An 18682-nucleotide genomic window follows, 5' to 3' on the forward strand; every position below is an offset into this window, starting at 1 on the left:
CGCGGCTCAAACCCACAACCTGGCACAGACCGGGTCACGCGAATGAGCAAAGGACAATTTCCAATGCGCGCCACTGCCTACAACCAGCGCCTGCTGCGCGGCCAGACACCCTCCTACGAACGCCTGCAGGCGCGCCTGGCCGAGGATCACAACGCTGCGCCCAGCCAGCCCAAGGCCGTGCATTGCGGCTGGGGCCGCCTGCTGATCGGCCACACCTACCCGGATGCCGGCGAGCTGGCCCTGGCCCTGCTCGATGAGCGGCCCGGCGAGCGCGATATCGCCCTGTATGTCGCCGCGCCGCAGCAGGTGCTGGCCCAGGCCCCGCAGCAACTCTTTCTCGACCCCTCCGACACCCTGCGCCTGTGGTTTACCGACTACCGCCCGGCGCGCCGCGGCTTTCGCGGCTACCGCATCCGTCGGGCGCAGAACGAGGCGGACTGGCAGGCCATCAACTGCCTGTACCGGATGCGCGGCATGCTGCCGATCGACCCGGACAAGCTCACCCCCTACCCCGAGGGCGGCCCCACCTACTGGCTGGCCGAGGACGAAGACAGCGGCGCGGTGATCGGCAGCGTCATGGGCCTCAACCACCACAAGGCCTACAACGACCCGGAAAACGGCAGCAGCCTCTGGTGCCTGGCCGTCGACCCGCGCTGCACCCGGCCCGGAGTGGGCGAAGTGCTGGTGCGCCACCTGATCGAACACTCCATGAGCCGCGGCCTGAGCTACCTCGACCTGTCGGTGCTGCATGACAACGGCCAGGCCAAGCAGCTCTACGCCAAGCTGGGCTTTCGCGAACTGCAGACCTTCAGCATCAAACGCAAGAACGGCATCAACCAGACCCTGTTCCTCGGCCCCGGGCCCCAGGCCGAGATGAACCCCTATGCGCGGATCATCGTCGATGAGGCACTGCGTCGTGGCATCGAAGTGCAGGTCGACGATGCCGAAGCCGGCCTGTTCACCCTGAGCCACGGCGGCCGGCGGATCCGCTGCCGCGAGTCGCTGAGCGACCTGACCAGCGCGGTGAGCATGACCCTGTGCCAGGACAAGCGCCTGACCCACCGCACCCTGGCCCGCGCCGGCCTGAGCCTGCCGGCGCAGCGCCTGGCCGGCAGCGCCGAGGAAAATGCCGCCTTCCTCGCCGAGCACGGCAGCCTGGTGGTCAAACCGGTGGATGGCGAACAGGGCCAGGGGGTGGCGGTGGACCTGCGCACGCCGTTGGACGTGCAGGATGCCATCGAGCGCGCCCGCACCTTCGACAGCCGCGTGCTGCTGGAAAGCTTTCACCCAGGTTTCGACCTGCGCATCCTGGTGATCGGCTTCGAGGTGGTGGCCGCCGCCATCCGCCGGCCGGCGCAAGTGGTGGGCGACGGTCGGCACAGCATCGGCGATCTGATCGACGCCCAGAGCCGCCGCCGCCAGGCCGCCACCGACGGCGAAAGCCGTATTCCCAAGGATGCCGAGACCCTGCGCACCCTGCATGCCGCTGGCGTCGACTACGCCAGCATCCTGCCCGCCGGACAGCACCTGGCCGTGCGCAAGACCGCCAACCTGCACACCGGCGGCAGCCTGGAAGATGTCACCGCGACCCTCCATCCGACGCTGGCCGATGCCGCGGTCAAGGCCGCTCGCGCCCTGGACATCCCCGTGGTTGGCCTCGACCTGCTGGTACCGGCAGCCGATCAACCCGACTACGTGTTTATCGAAGCCAACGAACGCGCCGGCCTGGCCAACCACCAGCCGCAACCCACCGCCGAGCGCTTTATCGACCTGCTGTTTCCGCTTAGCCAGGTGGATTAAGCCTGCGCCGCGCTGCCAGTTCCCGGATTGCGCCAAGCCGGCTACAGCTCAACCGTAGCCCGGACAAGCGCAGCGCAGTCCGGGAGCGGACTTGATAGCGGATCGCAAGCCACCCAGACAGTTTTCGCAAGGAGAACCTATATGCAGAAACTCCCCGAACCCGACCTCGCGTACCTGCAGAAGGTGCTGCTGGAGATGCTCGCCATCCCCAGCCCCACCGGCTTCACCGATACCATCGTGCGCTATGTCGCCGAGCGCCTGGAGGAGATCGGCATCCCCTTCGAGATGACCCGCCGCGGCACCATTCGCGGCACCCTCAAGGGCAAGCAGAGCAGCCCGGACCGCGCGGTATCGGCGCACCTGGACACCATCGGTGCCATCGTCCGCACCCTGCAGGACAACGGCCGCCTGGGCCTGGCCCCAGTCGGCCATTGGTCCAGCCGCTTTGCCGAAGGCAGCCGGGTCAGCGTGTTCACCGACCACGGGGTGATTCGCGGCAGCGTGCTGCCGCTGATGGCCTCGGGACATGCCTTCAATACCGAGGTGGATACTCTGCCGATCAGCTGGGACCACGTCGAGCTACGCCTGGACGCCTACAGCACCACCCGCGCCGACTGCGAATCCTTGGGCATCTCGGTGGGCGACTTCGTGGCCTTCGACCCGCTGCCGGAATTCACCGAAAGTGGCCATATCAGTGCCCGCCACCTCGACGACAAGGCCGGCGTCGCCGCCCTGCTCACCGCGCTCAAGGCCATTCAGGAGAGCGGGCTGGAGCCGGAAATCGACTGTCACCCGCTGTTCACCATCACCGAGGAAGTCGGCTCCGGGGCCGCCGCCGCCTTGCCCTGGGATGTCAGCGAGTTCGTCGGCATCGATATCGCCCCGGTCGCCCCGGGCCAGCAGTCCAGCGAGCACACGGTCAGCGTGGCGATGCAGGATTCCGGCGGCCCCTACGACTATCACCTGTCGCGCCAGCTGCTGCGCCTGGCCAGCGAAAATGAGATCCCGGTGCGCCGCGACCTGTTCCGCTACTACCACAGCGATGCGCAGTCGGCCGTCACCGCCGGCCACGATATCCGCACCGCGCTGCTGGCCTTCGGCTGCGACGCCACCCATGGCTACGAACGCACCCATATCGACAGTCTCAAGGCCCTCAGCAGCCTGCTCGCCGCCTACCTGCTCAGCCCACCGGTATTTGCCAGCGACGCCCAACCGGCCCAGGGCTCCCTGGAGCGTTTCAGCCACCAACTGGAACACGACGCGCAGATGGAGAGCGATACCCGCGTACCCACCGTGGAAAGCCTGCTCGGCCACCGCGATCAGGACGCTTGAAGGGCAACGCGCATCCGGGCAAAGTGACAGCATCAAAACTGGCTGCCACCGGCCCAATAAGAACCAAGAGGTTTGCGGATGCCTCATATCTGGCTTGCGCTGCTGTTGCTCTGGCTATGTGGGCCCGCCTGGGCATTGCAGCCTGCGCTGCTCGAAAGCAACGACCTGCGCCTTTCTCTCGGGCCGAGCATGGGCTACCTGGAAGATCCCGACGGTAGCCTGACCCTGGAACAGGTCGGCAACCTGCCCGACCAGCGTTTTACCCCGGTTGCCGGCGAACACGCCAACCTCGGCAAGAACGACTCGGTCTGGTGGTTCAGGGTGCAGCTGGATAACCGCCTGCCCAGCGACCTGGCCGGTTACCTGGAAGTCAATTACCCGCTGCTCGATCACCTGCAGCTCTACCTCGCCGGCCCCGACGGCAACTGGCAGACGCAGGAGAGCGGCGACAAGTACGCCTTCTCCCAGCGCCCGGTACAGGTGCGCAACTTCTGGTTCCCGGTCGACCTGCAGCCCGGCAGCAGCACCCTGCTGATCCGTGTGGAAACCACCAGCACGGTCTTCGTGCCGCTGTTCTTCAGCACCTACCACGCCAGCGCCGCCGCCCAGGAAAACCTGATGGGCATCAACGGGGCCTTCTACGGCGTACTGTTCGCCATGTTCTGCTACAACCTGTTCCTGTTTATCTCGCTGCGCGAGGCGGCCTACTTCTGGTACCTGGTGTACAGCTTCAATATCGGTCTGTTCGCCGCCAGCTTCGACGGCATGCTGTTCAAGCTGCTGCCCGAGCATGTCGGCCTGCAGTCGGTCAGCATCTATATCCTGATGTACATTCACTGCCTCACCGCCACCCAGTTCAGCCGCCACTTCCTGCACACCCAGCAGTATTTCCCGCGCCTGGATCTGGGCCTGCGCCTGTTTATGCTGCTGGTCGGCAGCTGCCTGGTGTCGTTGCCGCTGATCGGCCTGCAGGCCTGGAACATCCTCGCCAGCCTCACCGTGCTGGCGGTGTCCCTGGTACTGCTGCTCAGCGGGGCCTACGTATGGCGCAAGGGCCTGCGCTATGGCTCGTACTACATCCTCGCCTGGGGCATTCTGCTGGCATCCTTTATCATCGCCACGTCCGGTTCTCTGGGCCTCGAACTGCTGGGCCTGTATGGCGATGCAGTGGTCAAGGTGGGCGTGACCATCGAGCTGATCACCCTGTCCATCGGCCTGGCCGACCGCATCAATATGCTCAAGGAAGAAGGCTTCCAGTCGCGCCGCGCCGCCGAACAGGCGGAAATCGAGAACCTGGCCAAGAGCCGCTTCCTGGCCAAGATGAGCCACGAGATCCGCACCCCGCTCAACGGCGTGCTGGGTATGCTGCAACTGCTCAAGGAAACCCCGCTGGATCGCAGCCAGCGCTTCTATGTCGACACCATTTCCAGCTCGGGAAGCTCACTGATGGCCGTGATCAACGACATCCTCGATTACGCCCGTATCGAATCCGGCAAGCTCAGCCTGGAACATATCGACTTCGATCTGGAGGAGCTGATTTCCGACACCCTCAGCCTGTTCACCGGCCAGGCCCTGGACAAGCGCCTGCGTCTCTATATCAGCCTGGAGGCAGGCGTACCGCGGCGCATCCAGGGCGACCCGACGCGGCTCAAGCAGGTGCTGATGAACCTGTTGAGCAATGCCCTCAAATTCACTGCCGAGGGCCATGTATCGCTCAACGTCTCGCGGCGCAGCGATTCCCAGGGCAACCCCCACCTGATCTTCGCCATCAGCGACAGCGGCATCGGCATCAGCGATGAGTCCCTGACCCAGCTGTTCGAATCCTTCGCCCAGGGCGACTCCAGCACCACCCGCCGCTACGGCGGCAGCGGCCTGGGTCTGGCCATCAGCAAGGAACTGGTGGAAATGATGGGCGGCCGAATCGAGGTGCAAAGCACCCCGGGCCAGGGCACCCGCTTTGCCTTCGATATCCCCCAGGCCATCAAGGAACAGCCGGCCGACCCGCTCTGCGAGCTGCTCAAGGGCCGCACCGCCCTGCTCACCTCCCTCGACGGCCTGGGTCTGGACGCCCTCAGCCGCCTGCTCGGACGCTGGGGCATGCGCACCGAGCGCTGCCAGAACCCGGAAAGCCTGCAGGGCTATCTGCAGGATTTCGCCGCTCCGCCGCTGCTGGTGCTGATGGCCCCATGGCCCGGTAGCACCCAGCACTGGCTGGACGCCCTGCGCCCCCTGCTGCATCCCGGCCAGCGCATCCTGCTGCTCAGTTCCCCCGAACAGTGCCAGCAGACGCCCAACAGCGCAGGCCTGCGCCTGCTCAGTCTGGCTCAGCCGCTGGCCGTCACGGCGCTGCGTGGGGCCTTGGAAGAACTCTACGAGGAACCGCGCAGCCCGCAAATCCGCCCCCTGCCACAGCCGCGTCACGACAGCGGCGGCGCGCCCTGCATCCTGGTGGCCGAAGACAACCCGGTGAACCAGCTGGTGGTGCAGGGCTTTCTGAAAAAGCGCGGCTATAACGTGCGCCTGGTTACCAACGGCCTGGCCGCGGTCAATGAATACCAGCGCGACCCGAGCGCCACGCAGCTGATTCTGATGGACTGCGAGATGCCGGAAATGGACGGCTTCGAGGCCACCCGGCAGATCCGCCGCCTCGAGCGCCAGCATAATCTGCCCGCGGTGCCCATCGTCGCGCTGACCGCGCATATCCTCGACGAACACCGCCAGCACGGCAGCGACGCCGGGATGAACGACTTCCTCGGCAAACCACTGGACAGCGCGCGCCTCTACAGCACCCTGGAACGCCTGCTGCAACAGCCTGCAGCCGATAACGCGCTCTAACGGAAGCCCGGCCAGCCATGGCCAGCCGGGCCGGCGCGCGTTAGCATCGCCGCTGCGTTCTGGAGAACTGACCGTGCTGATCCCTTTTCACCTGCTCGAAGCTGACACCCTGACCCGCCTGATCGAGGATTTCGTCACCCGTGACGGCACCGACAACGGCGATGAAACCCCGCTGCACACCCGCATCGAACGCGTGCGCCATGCCCTGGACAAAGGCCAGGCAGTGATTGTCTTCGACCCGGAAAGCCAGCAATGCCAGCTGGCACTCAGGCGCGATGTGCCCAAGGAATGGCTGCAGGAACTGGAGGAATAAATACAGGGGGGCAAACGCATGCTCGTAGGTTGGCGCTAAGCGCAGCGAAGCTGCCGCACAGACCAACCTACGGCTCTGAAACATTGCGTTAACTGCGCAGGCCGCCTTCGCGCTCCCAGGCACAGCGCACGCGCAACTCGCCCTCGTCGGGGCTGTGAAAACCGTTGTCCGACTCCCAGCGAAAGGTGTGGGTACCGTTCAACTCGGTTTCCAGGTGCACCACCGCACTGGCCCAGTACAGGCGCTTGAGCAAGGCCTCGAACTGCTTGATCCACAGGCTCCACTCGTACTCAACGGTGCGGTAGCTGGCCCCGAAGTGGATCACTTGGGTCTGGTACAGACCATCCCCCGGCTGCTCGCAGCAGGCGAACATTTCCCGGCCGAGAAAGCTCCAGGCATCGCCCGCCGGCAACTGATCGAGCACCTGCCGATTGATCTCGCGACGCAGACGGCTCTCCGCTGGACTGTCCGACGGCCAGTCACGGATACAGCCATAAACGATGGACTCGGACTCCACATCGCCACTCCAAAAAAACCAGGCTGCCTTCTATCACAGCACCAGTAAGCAAGGAAGGAACTGCAGCTAAATAAGCGAAATAGGCAGGCGAACGCCATGACTACCCGATCAGGCCGGTGCACCCTACGGGACCGTGGCCGCGCATCTCATGTAGGGTGCGCCGTGCGCACCAAGTCAACCCCAATCCACCGACACAACGCACGCCCGTCAACGCGAAGCGCGCGACCGCCTTTCGCGACCCATGATCCAGGCCAGCAGGCTCATCACTGCCGCCAGGCTGGTCAGCACCATAAAGGGCAGCTGGTAGTTGCCGGCCAGATCCCGGGCCAGTCCCGTCAGCACCGGCGTCAGGCAGGCCAGGCTGTAGCCGACGAACAGCATCATGGCGGTCCAGCGACTGACCGCCAAGGGCGAGCCTGCCTCATACAGCGGCAGCACCAGAGACAGGGCGAAAGAGCCGCCCAGACCCAGGCCGATAGTGACCGCCCACAGCTCCGGCAGGAAGGTCGGCGCAAAGGTGATCATCCCCAGACTCAGGGAAGACAGCAGCCCGCAGCTCAGGAGCAGCAGATAACGATTGTCAAAACGCTGGGCCAACCAGGGCATCAGAAAGGAGCCGGGCAAGCCCATCAACATCGAAAGGCTGAACAGGCTGTTGCTGTGCATCAGGCTTAGCCCGGCCTCGTGATAACGTGCGACCGCCCAGGTCGCCAGGGCGTAGAACAAACCGGCCTGCAAGGCAAAAAAACCACTGATCAACCAGGCCCTGGGCTGTCGCCATGGCAGACCGACGTTGCCCTCCCCTGCATCCGTCGCCTCGATCCGATTCGGCAGGCACAGCCACAGCAGCAGGCCCAGCAAGGCCGGTACGGCCCAGACCGCCAGGCCACGCGCCCAGTCATCCCCCAGCAGCTGGGTGGCCGGCGCAGTCAACACCGCGCCTCCGGCCCCGCCCACGGCCATACTCAGGGAATACCAGCCCACCACACTGCCCATGCTGGCCATGAAATAGCGTTTGATAAAACCCGACAGCAGCGGCCCGGCCACCGCAATGGCCGCCCCCAGCAACACCGCACTGCCGATCAGGATCAGGCTGTTATGCCCAGCCAGACGCAGCAGCAACGCCAGGGCGATTACCCCCATGCACAGGGCCAGGGTGCGTTCCAGACCGAGGCGCAGCGCCAGGCGCGGGGCCAACGGAGCCAGTAGCCCCATGCATAGAACGGGCAGCGCTGTGGTCAGGCTGATCAGGCTGCGGCTCAAGGCCAGCTCGGCAGCGATGCGCTCGATCAGTGGAGCCAGGGAGGTGATGCCGGGGCGCAGATTGATCGCCGCCAGAATCAGGGCCAGCAACAGCATGGCCCGCGGGAAAGGTTTCACAGAACATCCATCGGTTTCGCGGCCAGGCCGACATGACGGCAAACCCTACCCCCCGGACCTGCGACAGGCAAGCCCGGGACGCAATAAAGCTGACCGATAAATCAACTAACCGCTATGGCCGGCTATGTACCAATAGCGTGCTGCGTTCAATGATCGCCACAGAGTTTGAGGTGGTCTGGGTCCGTAGGGTGCGCCGCGCGCACCAGTGTTCGTTGCCTGCGTTGGTGCGCACGGCCTAGGCGGCCCGCCTCCCCCTACTCGTGCCAGCGATGCGAAAAGGCGCTAAGCCTGAATCGCCCATGCAACACGCTATTGGGACAGCCCCTGTGGCTCAGCCCTGCTTGGGTTTTGCCGCGCGCATCTTGTCGGCCATGGTGGTCATTTCGTTGTACAGCAGTTGCGGGTTCTTCTGCTTCAGCGCCCAAGCCATGCGGCCCTGCTCGTGAGGCAGAATCATAAACTCGCCCTTGGCAATTTCCTGGTAGATGTAATCGGCAATATCGCTGGCACTGATCGGCGAACTCTCCAGCAACTTGCCCACCTGCGCCTTCATCGCTGGGGTCGGGCCGCGGAAGGAGTCGAGCAGATTGGTCTGGAAGAACGACGGGCACACCACATGCACGCCCACCTCCAGCATCTTCAGCTCGATCAGCAGACTTTCCGACAACGCCACCACACCGGCCTTGGCCACGTTGTAGTTGCTCATCGCCGGGCCCTGCATCAGCGCCGCCATGGAGGCGATGTTGACGATCTTGCCTTTACTCTTTTCCAGCAGCGGCAGGAAGGCTTTGCAGCCCTTGACCACGCCCATCAGGTTGATCGCGATCTGCCAATCCCAGTCTTCCAACGACAACTCGCTGAAGAAGCCGCCCGACGCCACGCCGGCATTGTTGACGATCACATCGATGCCGCCGAAACGCTCTTCGCAGGCCTGAGCCAGCGCCGTCAGCTGACTGTAATCGCGTACATCGCAACGCTGGGTAAAACCATCGCCGCCAGAGGCCCGAACCAGCTGCAGGGTCTCGGCCAGGCCCGGCTCGTTAACATCGGAAAGCGCCAGCTGCCAGCCCTCACGCGCCCACCGCAGAGCGATTTCGCGACCCAAACCCGAACCCGCGCCGGTAATCATCATGCGATTTTGCATATAAAGGCTGCCTTGTTGTGCTGTGGTAGATGGCCCCAGTGTAGCGAAGGAATTATCCCGCCCCATGCTCCATCAACCTTATGAATGACGGCATAGCACCAGCCGCGGAGCAGCGTTCACAACCCGGAAAGCCATGCCGTGCATCTGAGCCATTGGCCACGATTCGCGGGCAAGCCCGCTCCTACAAGGGCTGAGCATGTCGACAACAGCCAATTCAGGCATAGCCAAAATGAAGGCCAGGCTCAAATGTCGCAAAGATGCAGGAGCACGCCATGCGTGCGAATCACCGGCATGGCAGAGTGCCGCCCAGCGGGGTGCCGCCCAACCGCTCCTGCAACCCGATGGCTAATGGGCATGGGACCAATCCTCCATGACTAGCAGCGTCGCCAGGGCCTGCGGCGCACAAGCAGCCCGGCATAAATCAGCGCATTCAGCAGCAGCACCAAAGCCCCGAGCCACAGTTGCACCTGCGGCGTCAGACCCGCTGGATAGATCACCGGCACCAGGTAATGCTCGACAAAACCGCCGGCATAACCCGCCTGCCCGGCAGCCTGACGCAGACTGTTCTCCAGGGGCGTCAGCGGGCATTGCAGGTGCAGCACTTCCACCGTCACGCCCCACGACGCCGCTGGCACATGCAGCCAGATCAGCCGATACCAGCGCCACACCAGCAGACCGCCGAACAACACAAAGACAATAAACAGCAGATGAGCGAGCAGCACGGCATCCGCAGCCAGCAACACAAACATCGCAACGCCCTTCCCGATTCGACCAACCGCCCACAGGGTAACCCCACCCCAGCGCAATCACAGCCCCAAAGCTCGGGCAAAGGAATCAGGTGTGAGCTGTAGCCCGAACAAGCGCCAGCGCAGTCCGGGAACGGGATGGGAGCGAGGCAGACATGGGGGCTCAGGGGATTCGTAGGAGCGGCCCATGGCCGCGAAAGGGCATGCTCGGCAAAGTCATCGCAGGCATGGACTAGACGTCCCCTGCTCCTAAGTTCTGCGAGACCGGCGCAGGAACATAGGATCTACCTAGAACTGTGCATAAATGCGGCCCACAAAAAATGCCGTTTACTTGAATTAAGTAAACGGCATTCGGGTGAATAACCGGTCTTCGATACACGCCCAGGGGCGTCAGTTAATACTCAACTTGTCGCGATTCTTTTCCAGAATCGCAGGCCCAATACCTTTGACCTCAAGCAACTCGTCCACCGAAGCAAAGTCACCGTGCGCCTCGCGGTAAGCCACGATGGCCTCCGCCTTGACCTGACCAACGCCCAGCAACTCGCGTTGCAGGGTAGCAGCGTCGGCGGTATTGAGATTGACCATGGCAGCGGTGGCGACCTGAACAGGTTCGCCCGGACTGGCTGACTTCGAGGATACCTCGGCCGCCGAAACCACCAGCGACATAGAGGCAAGCAGGGCAAACAACAGAGCAGAGAGTTTCAGTTTCAACATGGTGAGCGTCCTTCCGTGGTTGTTATTCAGAAACGCGGGACTTCCTGCTCCGCGTTTCCTCAAAACTAGCCGCTGTTGGAAAGCTGTCAAATAACCGAAGGAAAAAATTTGCTCTCACCCATATAAAACTGTTTGCGGCAGCTACTGCCCCGCCAACTCCAACAAAACCGCCCGCAGCTCCGTGCGCCAGTCGGCAGGTGTTATCTGCTGCGCCTGCTGCAGGCGACTGCAATCCATGACCGACCATGCCGGGCGCTTCGCCGGCGTGGGGTACTGCGCCGTGCTGATGCCATGTACCACTGGCACCCGCGGCAATATGCCCAGCTCGTGCGCTTGAGCGAAAATCTCTTGGGCAAAACCATGCCAACTGCAGGCAGGCATGCCGCTGTAGTGATAGAGCCCCCACTGCAACGCACCGCTATCGCGGTACTGCTGAGCCAGGGTCCATAGCGCGCGGGCGATACTCGCTGCAGAGGTCGGGCAGCCTTGCTGGTCGGCCACCACAGACAGCTCATCGCGTTCACGCCCCAGCCGCAGCATGGTCTTGACGAAGTTGTTGCCATGGGCACCGAACACCCAGCTGGTGCGCAGAATCATGTAGCGGCTGCAGCCCGCCACCAGCGCCGACTCACCCGCCAGCTTGCTCGCGCCATACACCCCGGTGGGGGCAGGTGCATCCTGTTCGGAATAAGGTGTGGTGGCATCCCCGGAAAACACGTAATCGGTGGACAAATGCAGCAGCCCAATGGCCCGCGCCTCAGCGGCGCTGGCCAAGTGCGCGACTCCATCACGGTTCACTGCGTAAGCCAGTTGCGGCTCGCTCTCGGCCTTGTCCACAGCGGTGTAAGCCGCCGCATTGATGATCAGCTGCGGTTGTAGCCGATCCACCACCGCCGACACTTGCGCCGCATCGGCAATATCCAGCTCCGCCGAGCTCATCCCTGTCGCCTCGAACCCCGCAGGCACCAGGCGCATTAGCTCATGACCGACCTGGCCATGGGCACCGGTAATCAATACACGCATATAAAAATCTCAGGGTTGTGCAAATATCCCGCACAGGGTTGGCGGCCCGCAGGGTGTGACTCGCCGCAGGCAGTGCACCATGGTTGATCGTCGCGACATAAGCAGGCGGCTTGTCGCTGCGCTCCTGAACGGTCACCGTCCGAAGCCGCCCTAGATCCTGTCACCGCCATCTAGCGACGTGCACATTCACCCCTTGGGGAAAGTGCTGGGGTGAGGGGGAAGATGGCAGGTTCGACAGCATATTCCCAGCAACAGCAAACATCCTCTCAGGGTTCTAGCTGCGCAGCTTATCGCACTTGCCCCCCAGCACCGTTACTCACGCACCAGGTCACGCAACACAGGGTGGCGCATGTCCTTGGCGGACAACTGCGGATCGCTGATTGGCCAGGGAATATTCACATCAGGATCATTCCAGATCAGCCCGCCTTCATCGTCCGGGAAGTACAGGTCGGTGCACTTGTATTGGTAGTCCACGACCTCGCTCAGCACACAGAAACCATGGGCATAGCCTGGCGGGACCCAGAGTTGACGATGATTTTCATCATTCAACTCCACCCCCACAAACTCGCCGCAGGTCGGTGATTTCGGGTCGATATCCACAGCCACATCGTACACAGCACCGCGGCTGACACTGACCAGCTTGCCCTGAGGGCGGCTGCGCTGGAAATGCAAACCGCGCAAAACCCCGCGCTGCGAGCGCGAATGGTTGTCCTGGACAAAGGGCAAATCGATCCCCGCCTGGCGATAACGCTCGACCTGGAAAGACTCGAGAAAAAAACCGCGATGATCACCGAACACCTTCGGCTCGATGATCAGCACCCCTGGCAGTTGAGTTTCGATAATCTTCATTGCGTCGCCTTCTGTGCCAACAAGGTGAGCAGATACTGCCCATAGCCGCTCTTGCTCAGGGCGTTGGCCTGCCGCTGCAACTGCTCGGCCGAAAGCCAGCCCTGCTGATAGGCGATTTCTTCCAGACAGGCCACCTTCAGGCCCTGGCGCGCTTCGATGGTGTGCACAAAGTAGCCGGCATCCATCAGCGAGTCATGGGTGCCCGTATCGAGCCAGGCGAAGCCACGGCCAAGCAAGCTGACATGCAAATCACCGCGCTGCAGGTAGGCGTTGTTCACATCGGTGATTTCCAGCTCTCCGCGACCGGACGGTTTTACCTGCTTGGCAATTTCCACCACCGAATTGTCGTAGAAATACAAACCGGTCACCGCATAGTTGGACTTCGGCATGGCGGGCTTTTCCTCAATCGAAATCGCCTTGCCGGTGCTATCGAACTCCACCACACCAAAGCGCTCGGGGTCGGAAACGTGATAACCGAATACGGTGGCACCGCTTTCACGGCCGACAGCATCGCGCAGCATGGAACTGAAGCCATAGCCGTAGAAGATATTGTCGCCGAGGATCAAGCAGACGCTGCTATCCCCGATAAACGACTCGCCAATCAGGAAGGCTTGCGCCAAGCCATCCGGCGAAGGCTGCTCGGCATAGCTCAACTCGATGCCGAACTCGGAACCATCGCCCAGCAGCTTGCGGAAATTCGGCAAATCTTCCGGGGTGGAAATGATCAATACCTCGCGAATGCCGGCCAGCATCAGCACCGACAAGGGGTAGTAGATCATCGGCTTGTCGTAAACCGGCAGCAATTGCTTGGAAACGCCCCGGGTAATGGGGTGTAAGCGCGTACCGGAACCACCGGCGAGGATGATGCCTTTCATGCCTGCTCTCCCAAACGGCCCAATTGATATTCGCCGCTCAGTACCCGCTCCCACCACTGGCGGTTGTCCAGGTACCACTGCACGGTCTTGCGCAGTCCCGTTTCGAATGTCTCCTCCGGCTTCCAGCCCAGCTCACGCTCGATCTTACTGGCGTCGATGGCGTAGCGACGGTCATGCCCCGGCCGGTCCTTTACAAAGGTAATCAGCTCTCGGTAGGAGAGGCGGGGACGCCCAGTCCTTGCGTCGCGATCATCGGTTGCTGGTGCCAGCTCATCGAGCAGGTCGCAAATGCTTTCCACCACCTGCAGATTACGCTTCTCGTTATGCCCACCGATGTTGTAGGTCTCGCCCACTACCCCGCGGCTGACCACCTCACACAGCGCCCGCGCATGATCTTCCACATACAACCAGTCACGAATCTGCGAGCCGTCGCCATATACGGGCAACGGCTTGCCAGCCAGCGCATTGAGGATAACGTGCGGAATCAGCTTCTCCGGGAAGTGGTAAGGCCCGTAGTTGTTCGAACAATTGGTCAACAACACCGGTAGGCCATAGGTACGCTGCCAGGCACGAACCAGATGGTCGGAACTGGCTTTGGAGGCCGAGTAAGGCGAACTTGGTGCATAGGCTGTGGTTTCGGTGAACGGGCTGCTGGCCTCCTCAAGGTCGCCATACACCTCATCGGTGGAAACATGATGAAAGCGAAACGCCGCCTTCTGTGAGCCTGCCAAGGCGCTCCAATAGCGGCGGGCGGCCTCCAGCAGGCTGTAAGTGCCAACAATATTGGTCTGGATAAAATCCGCCGGGCCATCAATGGAGCGATCCACATGGGACTCCGCCGCCAGATGCATCACCGCCGTCGGCTTGAACTCGGCAAACACCGCATCCAGTGCGCGCCCCTCGCAGATATCCACCTGATAAAAATGGTAACGAGGCGAACCAGACACTGAAGCCAGCGACTCCAGATTGCCGGCATAGGTCAGTTTGTCGAGGTTGGCAACCTCGGTAGCGGTTTTGTCAATCAGATGGCGCACTACGGCAGAGCCGATAAAGCCGGCACCACCGGTGACGAGTACTCGATCTGAAGCCATATGGCCTAATCCTTGGATTGCGAATTTGCTTACGCTTACCGGCGTACTCGGTGCCCACAATGTCCGCCTGTTTCAGCAAGCAGTTTAGCGAATGAAATCGACGTGTTTAGTCAACATCAGAGAGCATTTTCAGGCTTTTCCTGAGCACTCTGCTTTAAAGACGCCTTCCCGTCGTGCCGACTTACGCCAAGTAGAATGCCTACAGGGAACCAGAACAGCACCCAAAATGGGCTTGGACGATGGAAAATTGCATAAACGTCCGAAACCATAGCCACCATGGCCAACACCAACAACGCCAAACCGAGGCGCGCCAAAGGTTCAGCTCTACACTGCCAGCCCTTCCATAGCAGGCTCAGTAACAGCAAAACAAAAAGACCAAAACCGACGATGCCGTATTCGTACCACAGTTGCAAATAGAGGCTGTGGGCATGCAGAAAACCCCGATTGGAGTTCGGAAAATTAAATATTAAATCCGCACCGGCCCCTGCCCCCATTAACCAAAACTCTGGAAGACGATCAGCCCAGTTACCCCAGATGAGATCACGGCCACTTACACCTATCTCACGTTCATGCTGAATTTCTGGCCAAAACAAATAAACAGCGGCAGCCACCACTAAGCAGCCAAGCCCGATCAGTGTTCGCGACTTGATATTAGGAAACAATAACAGCGCGGCTAGACACCCTGCTGCAGTAGAAAACCAGGCACCACGGGAGGCCGTGAACAACACATAGACTAACAGCCCCGCCATACCGACAACCAGTAGAGCAGCCTGCCAAGCGCGCACCTTAAACCCAACCAAGAGATAAGTCAGAAGCACCGCGAACACGCCGTAATAGAGGCCGGCGATAATCGGGTTTTTAAGATCCGCCAGTCCACGCCAACCTAGCTCATATAGCCGAGCATGGCGCAGCACCGCGTACCCCAAAGGCTTATCCAATACAACAAATTGGTAATAAATCGTCAGCCAGGCAAACACAGCGACCAACGTCACCACGGCCACCAGCAACCCAGTAAAGGCTCTCTTATGGCTGACCAGAGAGGCCACAGCAAAGACGTAGAGCAGTATCAGCAATACTATCTTCAGCCAATAATCTGCATCATTATTTGAGCCTGGATTGAATAAGCTACTCGCCAACACCCAAGCTAGCAGGCACAAAAATAATACGCCAGGTACCTGACGCCAGGTATGCAAAGACAAGCGCTGCCAGAACAGAAGAATCAATGCAGGGACAAATAGCAACAAGTAAGTCTGCGTTGCATAGCGGCTGCCATCGCTGTTGAACAGTAGCCCGGTCAACTGCACAAATAAACCAAGTACTAAAACCAAGAACCAGGCTTTGGGTAACATCGCGCTAGGGACCGTCAATCGCTGAGTCAAACGCACAAATATTCCTTCTAATTCCTTGGTACCAACCAACTCGACATACCAGCGAAAACACGCGCTAGTGATCTGGCTCGCAATAATTTTTGCCTAGGCCGCAATACTACTCGCGGGGTGACTCCGAGGTTGCAAGAGGAGATCGCCAGCAAGCAGGCTCCTACCGAACGCTATAGGTACTAGCAGCCATCACCTACAAATCGCGCACTAGGGTTCAATCCGGCGTTGTAGGTGGATCCAATCGACGATCTCACCCTCGGGCGCGTAGCCGCTCACCGATTCGCGCAGCAGTTGGCGCACGCGGTCGTAATCATCGTGCTCCACTGCATTGAGTAAATTGGCTAAGACCTTCTTGAAAGCCTCCCAAGACAAGCACTCTTCATTTGCGCGCATAATCATCGGATGATCGGTCGGGCTGACGTTATCGCCGATCAGCAGCTCCTCATACAATTTCTCACCGGGACGCAAGCCACTGAACTCAACAGCGATATCGCCATGTGGGTTCTTGCTCGATCGCACACTAAGACCACTGAGGTGGATCATCTTCTCCGCCAACTCGACAATCTTTACCGGCTGGCCCATATCCAGCACGAACACATCACCGCCCTGCCCCATAGCCCCCGCCTGAATCACCAACTGCGCGGCTTCGGGGATGGTCATAAAATAGCGGGTGATATTCGGATGAGTGACGGTGACCGGCCCACCCTTACGGATCTGCTCACGGAAAAGCGGAATAACCGAGCCCGAAGACCCCAGCACATTACCGAAACGCACCATGGTGAAACGGGTCTTGTTGACCCGATGCACAGACTCGCCATCACGGAACAACACAGGAGCTGACTCGCGGCTCAATGCCTGTAAAACCATTTCGGCCAAGCGCTTGGTACTGCCCATAACATTGGTAGGCCGCACAGCCTTGTCGGTGGAGATCAACACAAAATGCTCAACTCCAGCCTTAACTGCCGCCTGTGCAGTAAAGGTTGAGCCCAACACATTATTCAGAACGCCCTCGGCAATATTGTGCTCGACCATAGGCACATGCTTATAAGCCGCTGCGTGATAAACCGTGTTTACCTTCCAGGTCCGCATCACATCGAACAGGCGCCCGGCATTGCGAATCGACCCCAGAATCGGCACCAGCCGCACCGGCAATGACTCACGCCTGAGGAACCGCTCAAGTTCGCTATGAATACTGTAAAGATTGAATTCGCTATGCTCGAACAGCAGCAAAGTCGTCGGCCCGCTCGCCACTATCTGTCGACACAGCTCCGAACCTATGGAGCCACCGGCTCCCGTCACCATAACCACCTGACCACGGATGCAGCGCTCAAAAAGAGCCTGTTGCGGCGGTACCGCATCGCGCCCAAGCAGATCGGCAATGTCTACTTCCTGCACATCGTCGACCTTGACCCGACCGCTGGCCAGATCCATAAAGCCCGGTATGCTGCGCACATGTAAAGGGTACTGCTCAAGGTTCTCCAGCACCTCTCGCCGTCTTGCGCGCGAAGCGGACGGAATTGCCAGCAGTATCTCCTCGGCCCCCGTCTCATTGATCATTTGCTGAATATGTTTGGAGGTATAAACCCGCAGCCCGGCGATGACTCGGTTGGCAATACCGGAGTCATCGTCGATAAAAGCCACGGGCCGCATCCCTCGACCAAGCCGCAGCGCTGCGGCCAACTGATTACCGGCCGCACCCGCGCCGTAGATCGCAACTTTCGGTAACCCTTGATCACGCCCTTGGAGACGATAGGGTTTATCCGACGAATACCAATCGCCCATAAAATACTGGCGCATCATCAGGCGCAAGCCGCCGATCATGACTAGGCTCAGCCACCAATAATTAAACACCATAGAACGAGGAATCAATTTTGGTGCACCCTGATGCCAGTACACCGCCAACGCTAAAATCAAGGCTGATAGTGAAACGGCCTTTACAATCGCTACCAAGGCATCATTGCCGAAATAACGCATGACAGCCCGATACATGCCAAAACGAACAAATAAAGGAATCGCGATAAACGGGGCAAGCACAAACAACCAGGCATGCCCTGCAAAGGGCTCGATACTTCTTGCATCCCCCAGGCGCACAACAAATGCCAGCCACAACGCAGCCCAGACCAGTACCACATCCATTGCAACCTGCATCAATCGCTTGTGGCGGCGAGGCAACTTGACGAGACGATTGCGCAAAATTTCAGCAAGTCTTAACACAAAAACACCTCAATCCTTGGAGCACAAAAACGGCGAGTCAACGCCCCCCCGCCGAGTAAAAAACACAATCATTAACATGAAACCCTTGCAGCAAATACAGCGCACTTACAAATAAAAAAACTCTCCCTCCCCTGTAATAGCTGTCTCATCTGCAGTAGGGAGACAACAGCCATCCAACCAAAAGAGCGTCAGGTAACTGTAATCAGCCACGCACTATCGGTGGGCTAGCCGAGCCAAGCACCCTAGCAGTAACGCCCTCCCACATGAGGAGGGCCAGATGCAGTGTACGTGTTGTAGATGAGCCTGACGCACATGATCGCCCTTCGGGTCGTGCTAAAACGCGTTAGCCACGTCGTAGGGTGCACCGGACGTACCAAAGCCCACGGCTGAAGCTATTAGGGACGGCACACTAGCCATTACTAACGCATAGACAGAACCGCTCTGCAAAACGCTTAACGCAACACCATACG

Annotated in this window: 15 protein-coding genes; 4 read left to right on the plus strand and 11 right to left on the minus strand. The window is 60.5% G+C overall.

Annotated features, from left to right (window positions below):
* Positions 1-63: 63 nt before the first annotated feature.
* The 4 genes from ngg (at position 64) to WMW70_RS06280 (ending at position 6280) form a co-directional block, all read left to right on the plus strand.
* A complete protein-coding gene (gene ngg / locus WMW70_RS06265; RefSeq protein ID WP_341436658.1) occupies positions 64-1800 on the plus strand; it encodes an N-acetylglutaminylglutamine synthetase in 1737 nt (578 codons plus the stop codon).
* Positions 1801-1941: 141 nt separating this feature from the next.
* Positions 1942-3132 (plus strand): osmoprotectant NAGGN system M42 family peptidase, encoded by a 1191-nt coding sequence (locus WMW70_RS06270; RefSeq protein ID WP_341436659.1) that lies wholly within the window; start codon positions 1942-1944, stop codon positions 3130-3132.
* Positions 3133-3210: 78 nt separating this feature from the next.
* On the plus strand, positions 3211-5967 hold the full coding sequence (locus tag WMW70_RS06275) for a hybrid sensor histidine kinase/response regulator (RefSeq protein ID WP_341436660.1): 2757 nt from the start codon (positions 3211-3213) through the stop codon (positions 5965-5967).
* A 73-nt stretch (positions 5968-6040) separates the two neighbouring features.
* Positions 6041-6280, plus strand: coding sequence for a YheU family protein (locus WMW70_RS06280; protein ID WP_341436661.1), 240 nt, complete (start codon positions 6041-6043; stop codon positions 6278-6280).
* An 88-nt stretch (positions 6281-6368) separates the two neighbouring features.
* On the opposite strand, the gene WMW70_RS06285 is transcribed toward WMW70_RS06280, so the two are convergent.
* The 11 genes from WMW70_RS06285 to WMW70_RS06335 form a co-directional block, all read right to left on the minus strand.
* Entirely contained in the window at positions 6369-6797 is a 429-nt protein-coding gene (locus WMW70_RS06285; RefSeq protein ID WP_341436662.1) for a hypothetical protein, read from the minus strand.
* Between the two features lie 207 nt (positions 6798-7004).
* A complete protein-coding gene (locus tag WMW70_RS06290; protein ID WP_341436663.1) occupies positions 7005-8177 on the minus strand; it encodes an MFS transporter in 1173 nt (390 codons plus the stop codon).
* A 331-nt stretch (positions 8178-8508) separates the two neighbouring features.
* Positions 8509-9321 carry an SDR family oxidoreductase gene (locus WMW70_RS06295; RefSeq protein ID WP_341436664.1) on the minus strand — a complete coding sequence of 271 codons (813 nt, stop codon included), beginning with the start codon at positions 9319-9321 and terminating at the stop codon, positions 8509-8511.
* A 374-nt stretch (positions 9322-9695) separates the two neighbouring features.
* A complete protein-coding gene (locus WMW70_RS06300; protein ID WP_341436665.1) occupies positions 9696-10070 on the minus strand; it encodes a DUF2784 domain-containing protein in 375 nt (124 codons plus the stop codon).
* 387 nt (positions 10071-10457) lie between these two features.
* Entirely contained in the window at positions 10458-10781 is a 324-nt protein-coding gene (locus WMW70_RS06305) for a ComEA family DNA-binding protein (protein ID WP_341436666.1), read from the minus strand.
* A gap of 141 nt (positions 10782-10922) precedes the next feature.
* The gene (rfbD, locus tag WMW70_RS06310; protein ID WP_341436667.1) at positions 10923-11804 is read right to left on the minus strand and encodes a dTDP-4-dehydrorhamnose reductase; all 882 of its coding nucleotides are present in this window, start codon (positions 11802-11804) and stop codon (positions 10923-10925) included.
* Positions 11805-12116: 312 nt separating this feature from the next.
* On the minus strand, positions 12117-12653 hold the full coding sequence (gene rfbC, locus WMW70_RS06315; RefSeq protein WP_341436668.1) for a dTDP-4-dehydrorhamnose 3,5-epimerase: 537 nt from the start codon (positions 12651-12653) through the stop codon (positions 12117-12119).
* Positions 12650-13528, minus strand: a complete 879-nt coding sequence (gene rfbA / locus WMW70_RS06320) for a glucose-1-phosphate thymidylyltransferase RfbA (RefSeq protein ID WP_341436669.1) — start codon at positions 13526-13528, stop codon at positions 12650-12652. The genes rfbC and rfbA overlap by 4 nt, the downstream gene beginning before the upstream one ends.
* Positions 13525-14619, minus strand: coding sequence for a dTDP-glucose 4,6-dehydratase (gene rfbB, locus WMW70_RS06325; protein WP_341436670.1), 1095 nt, complete (start codon positions 14617-14619; stop codon positions 13525-13527). The genes rfbA and rfbB overlap by 4 nt, the downstream gene beginning before the upstream one ends.
* 116 nt (positions 14620-14735) lie before the next feature.
* Positions 14736-16004 (minus strand): O-antigen ligase family protein, encoded by a 1269-nt coding sequence (locus WMW70_RS06330; protein WP_341436671.1) that lies wholly within the window; start codon positions 16002-16004, stop codon positions 14736-14738.
* Positions 16005-16205: 201 nt separating this feature from the next.
* Positions 16206-18146 carry a polysaccharide biosynthesis protein gene (locus WMW70_RS06335; RefSeq protein WP_341437041.1) on the minus strand — a complete coding sequence of 647 codons (1941 nt, stop codon included), beginning with the start codon at positions 18144-18146 and terminating at the stop codon, positions 16206-16208.
* Positions 18147-18682: the final 536 nt, after the last annotated feature.

This window comes from Pseudomonas sp. XK-1 (assembly GCF_038069885.1).
Lineage (GTDB): Bacteria > Pseudomonadota > Gammaproteobacteria > Pseudomonadales > Pseudomonadaceae > Aquipseudomonas.

What these genes read in the sequence shown, in the direction of transcription:
- rfbB (WP_341436670.1), bottom strand. Translation starts at nt 14,619, where the DNA reads ATGGCTTCAGATCGAGTACTCGTCACCGGTGGTGCCGGCTTTATCGGC.
- WMW70_RS06275 (WP_341436660.1), top strand. Translation starts at nt 3,211, where the DNA reads ATGCCTCATATCTGGCTTGCGCTGCTGTTGCTCTGGCTATGTGGGCCC.
- rfbD (WP_341436667.1), bottom strand. Translation starts at nt 11,804, where the DNA reads ATGCGTGTATTGATTACCGGTGCCCATGGCCAGGTCGGTCATGAGCTA.
- rfbC (WP_341436668.1), bottom strand. Translation starts at nt 12,653, where the DNA reads ATGAAGATTATCGAAACTCAACTGCCAGGGGTGCTGATCATCGAGCCG.
- ngg (WP_341436658.1), top strand. Translation starts at nt 64, where the DNA reads ATGCGCGCCACTGCCTACAACCAGCGCCTGCTGCGCGGCCAGACACCC.
- WMW70_RS06300 (WP_341436665.1), bottom strand. Translation starts at nt 10,070, where the DNA reads ATGTTTGTGTTGCTGGCTGCGGATGCCGTGCTGCTCGCTCATCTGCTG.
- rfbA (WP_341436669.1), bottom strand. Translation starts at nt 13,528, where the DNA reads ATGAAAGGCATCATCCTCGCCGGTGGTTCCGGTACGCGCTTACACCCC.
- WMW70_RS06335 (WP_341437041.1), bottom strand. Translation starts at nt 18,146, where the DNA reads ATGCAGGTTGCAATGGATGTGGTACTGGTCTGGGCTGCGTTGTGGCTG.
- WMW70_RS06305 (WP_341436666.1), bottom strand. Translation starts at nt 10,781, where the DNA reads ATGTTGAAACTGAAACTCTCTGCTCTGTTGTTTGCCCTGCTTGCCTCT.
- WMW70_RS06270 (WP_341436659.1), top strand. Translation starts at nt 1,942, where the DNA reads ATGCAGAAACTCCCCGAACCCGACCTCGCGTACCTGCAGAAGGTGCTG.
- WMW70_RS06295 (WP_341436664.1), bottom strand. Translation starts at nt 9,321, where the DNA reads ATGCAAAATCGCATGATGATTACCGGCGCGGGTTCGGGTTTGGGTCGC.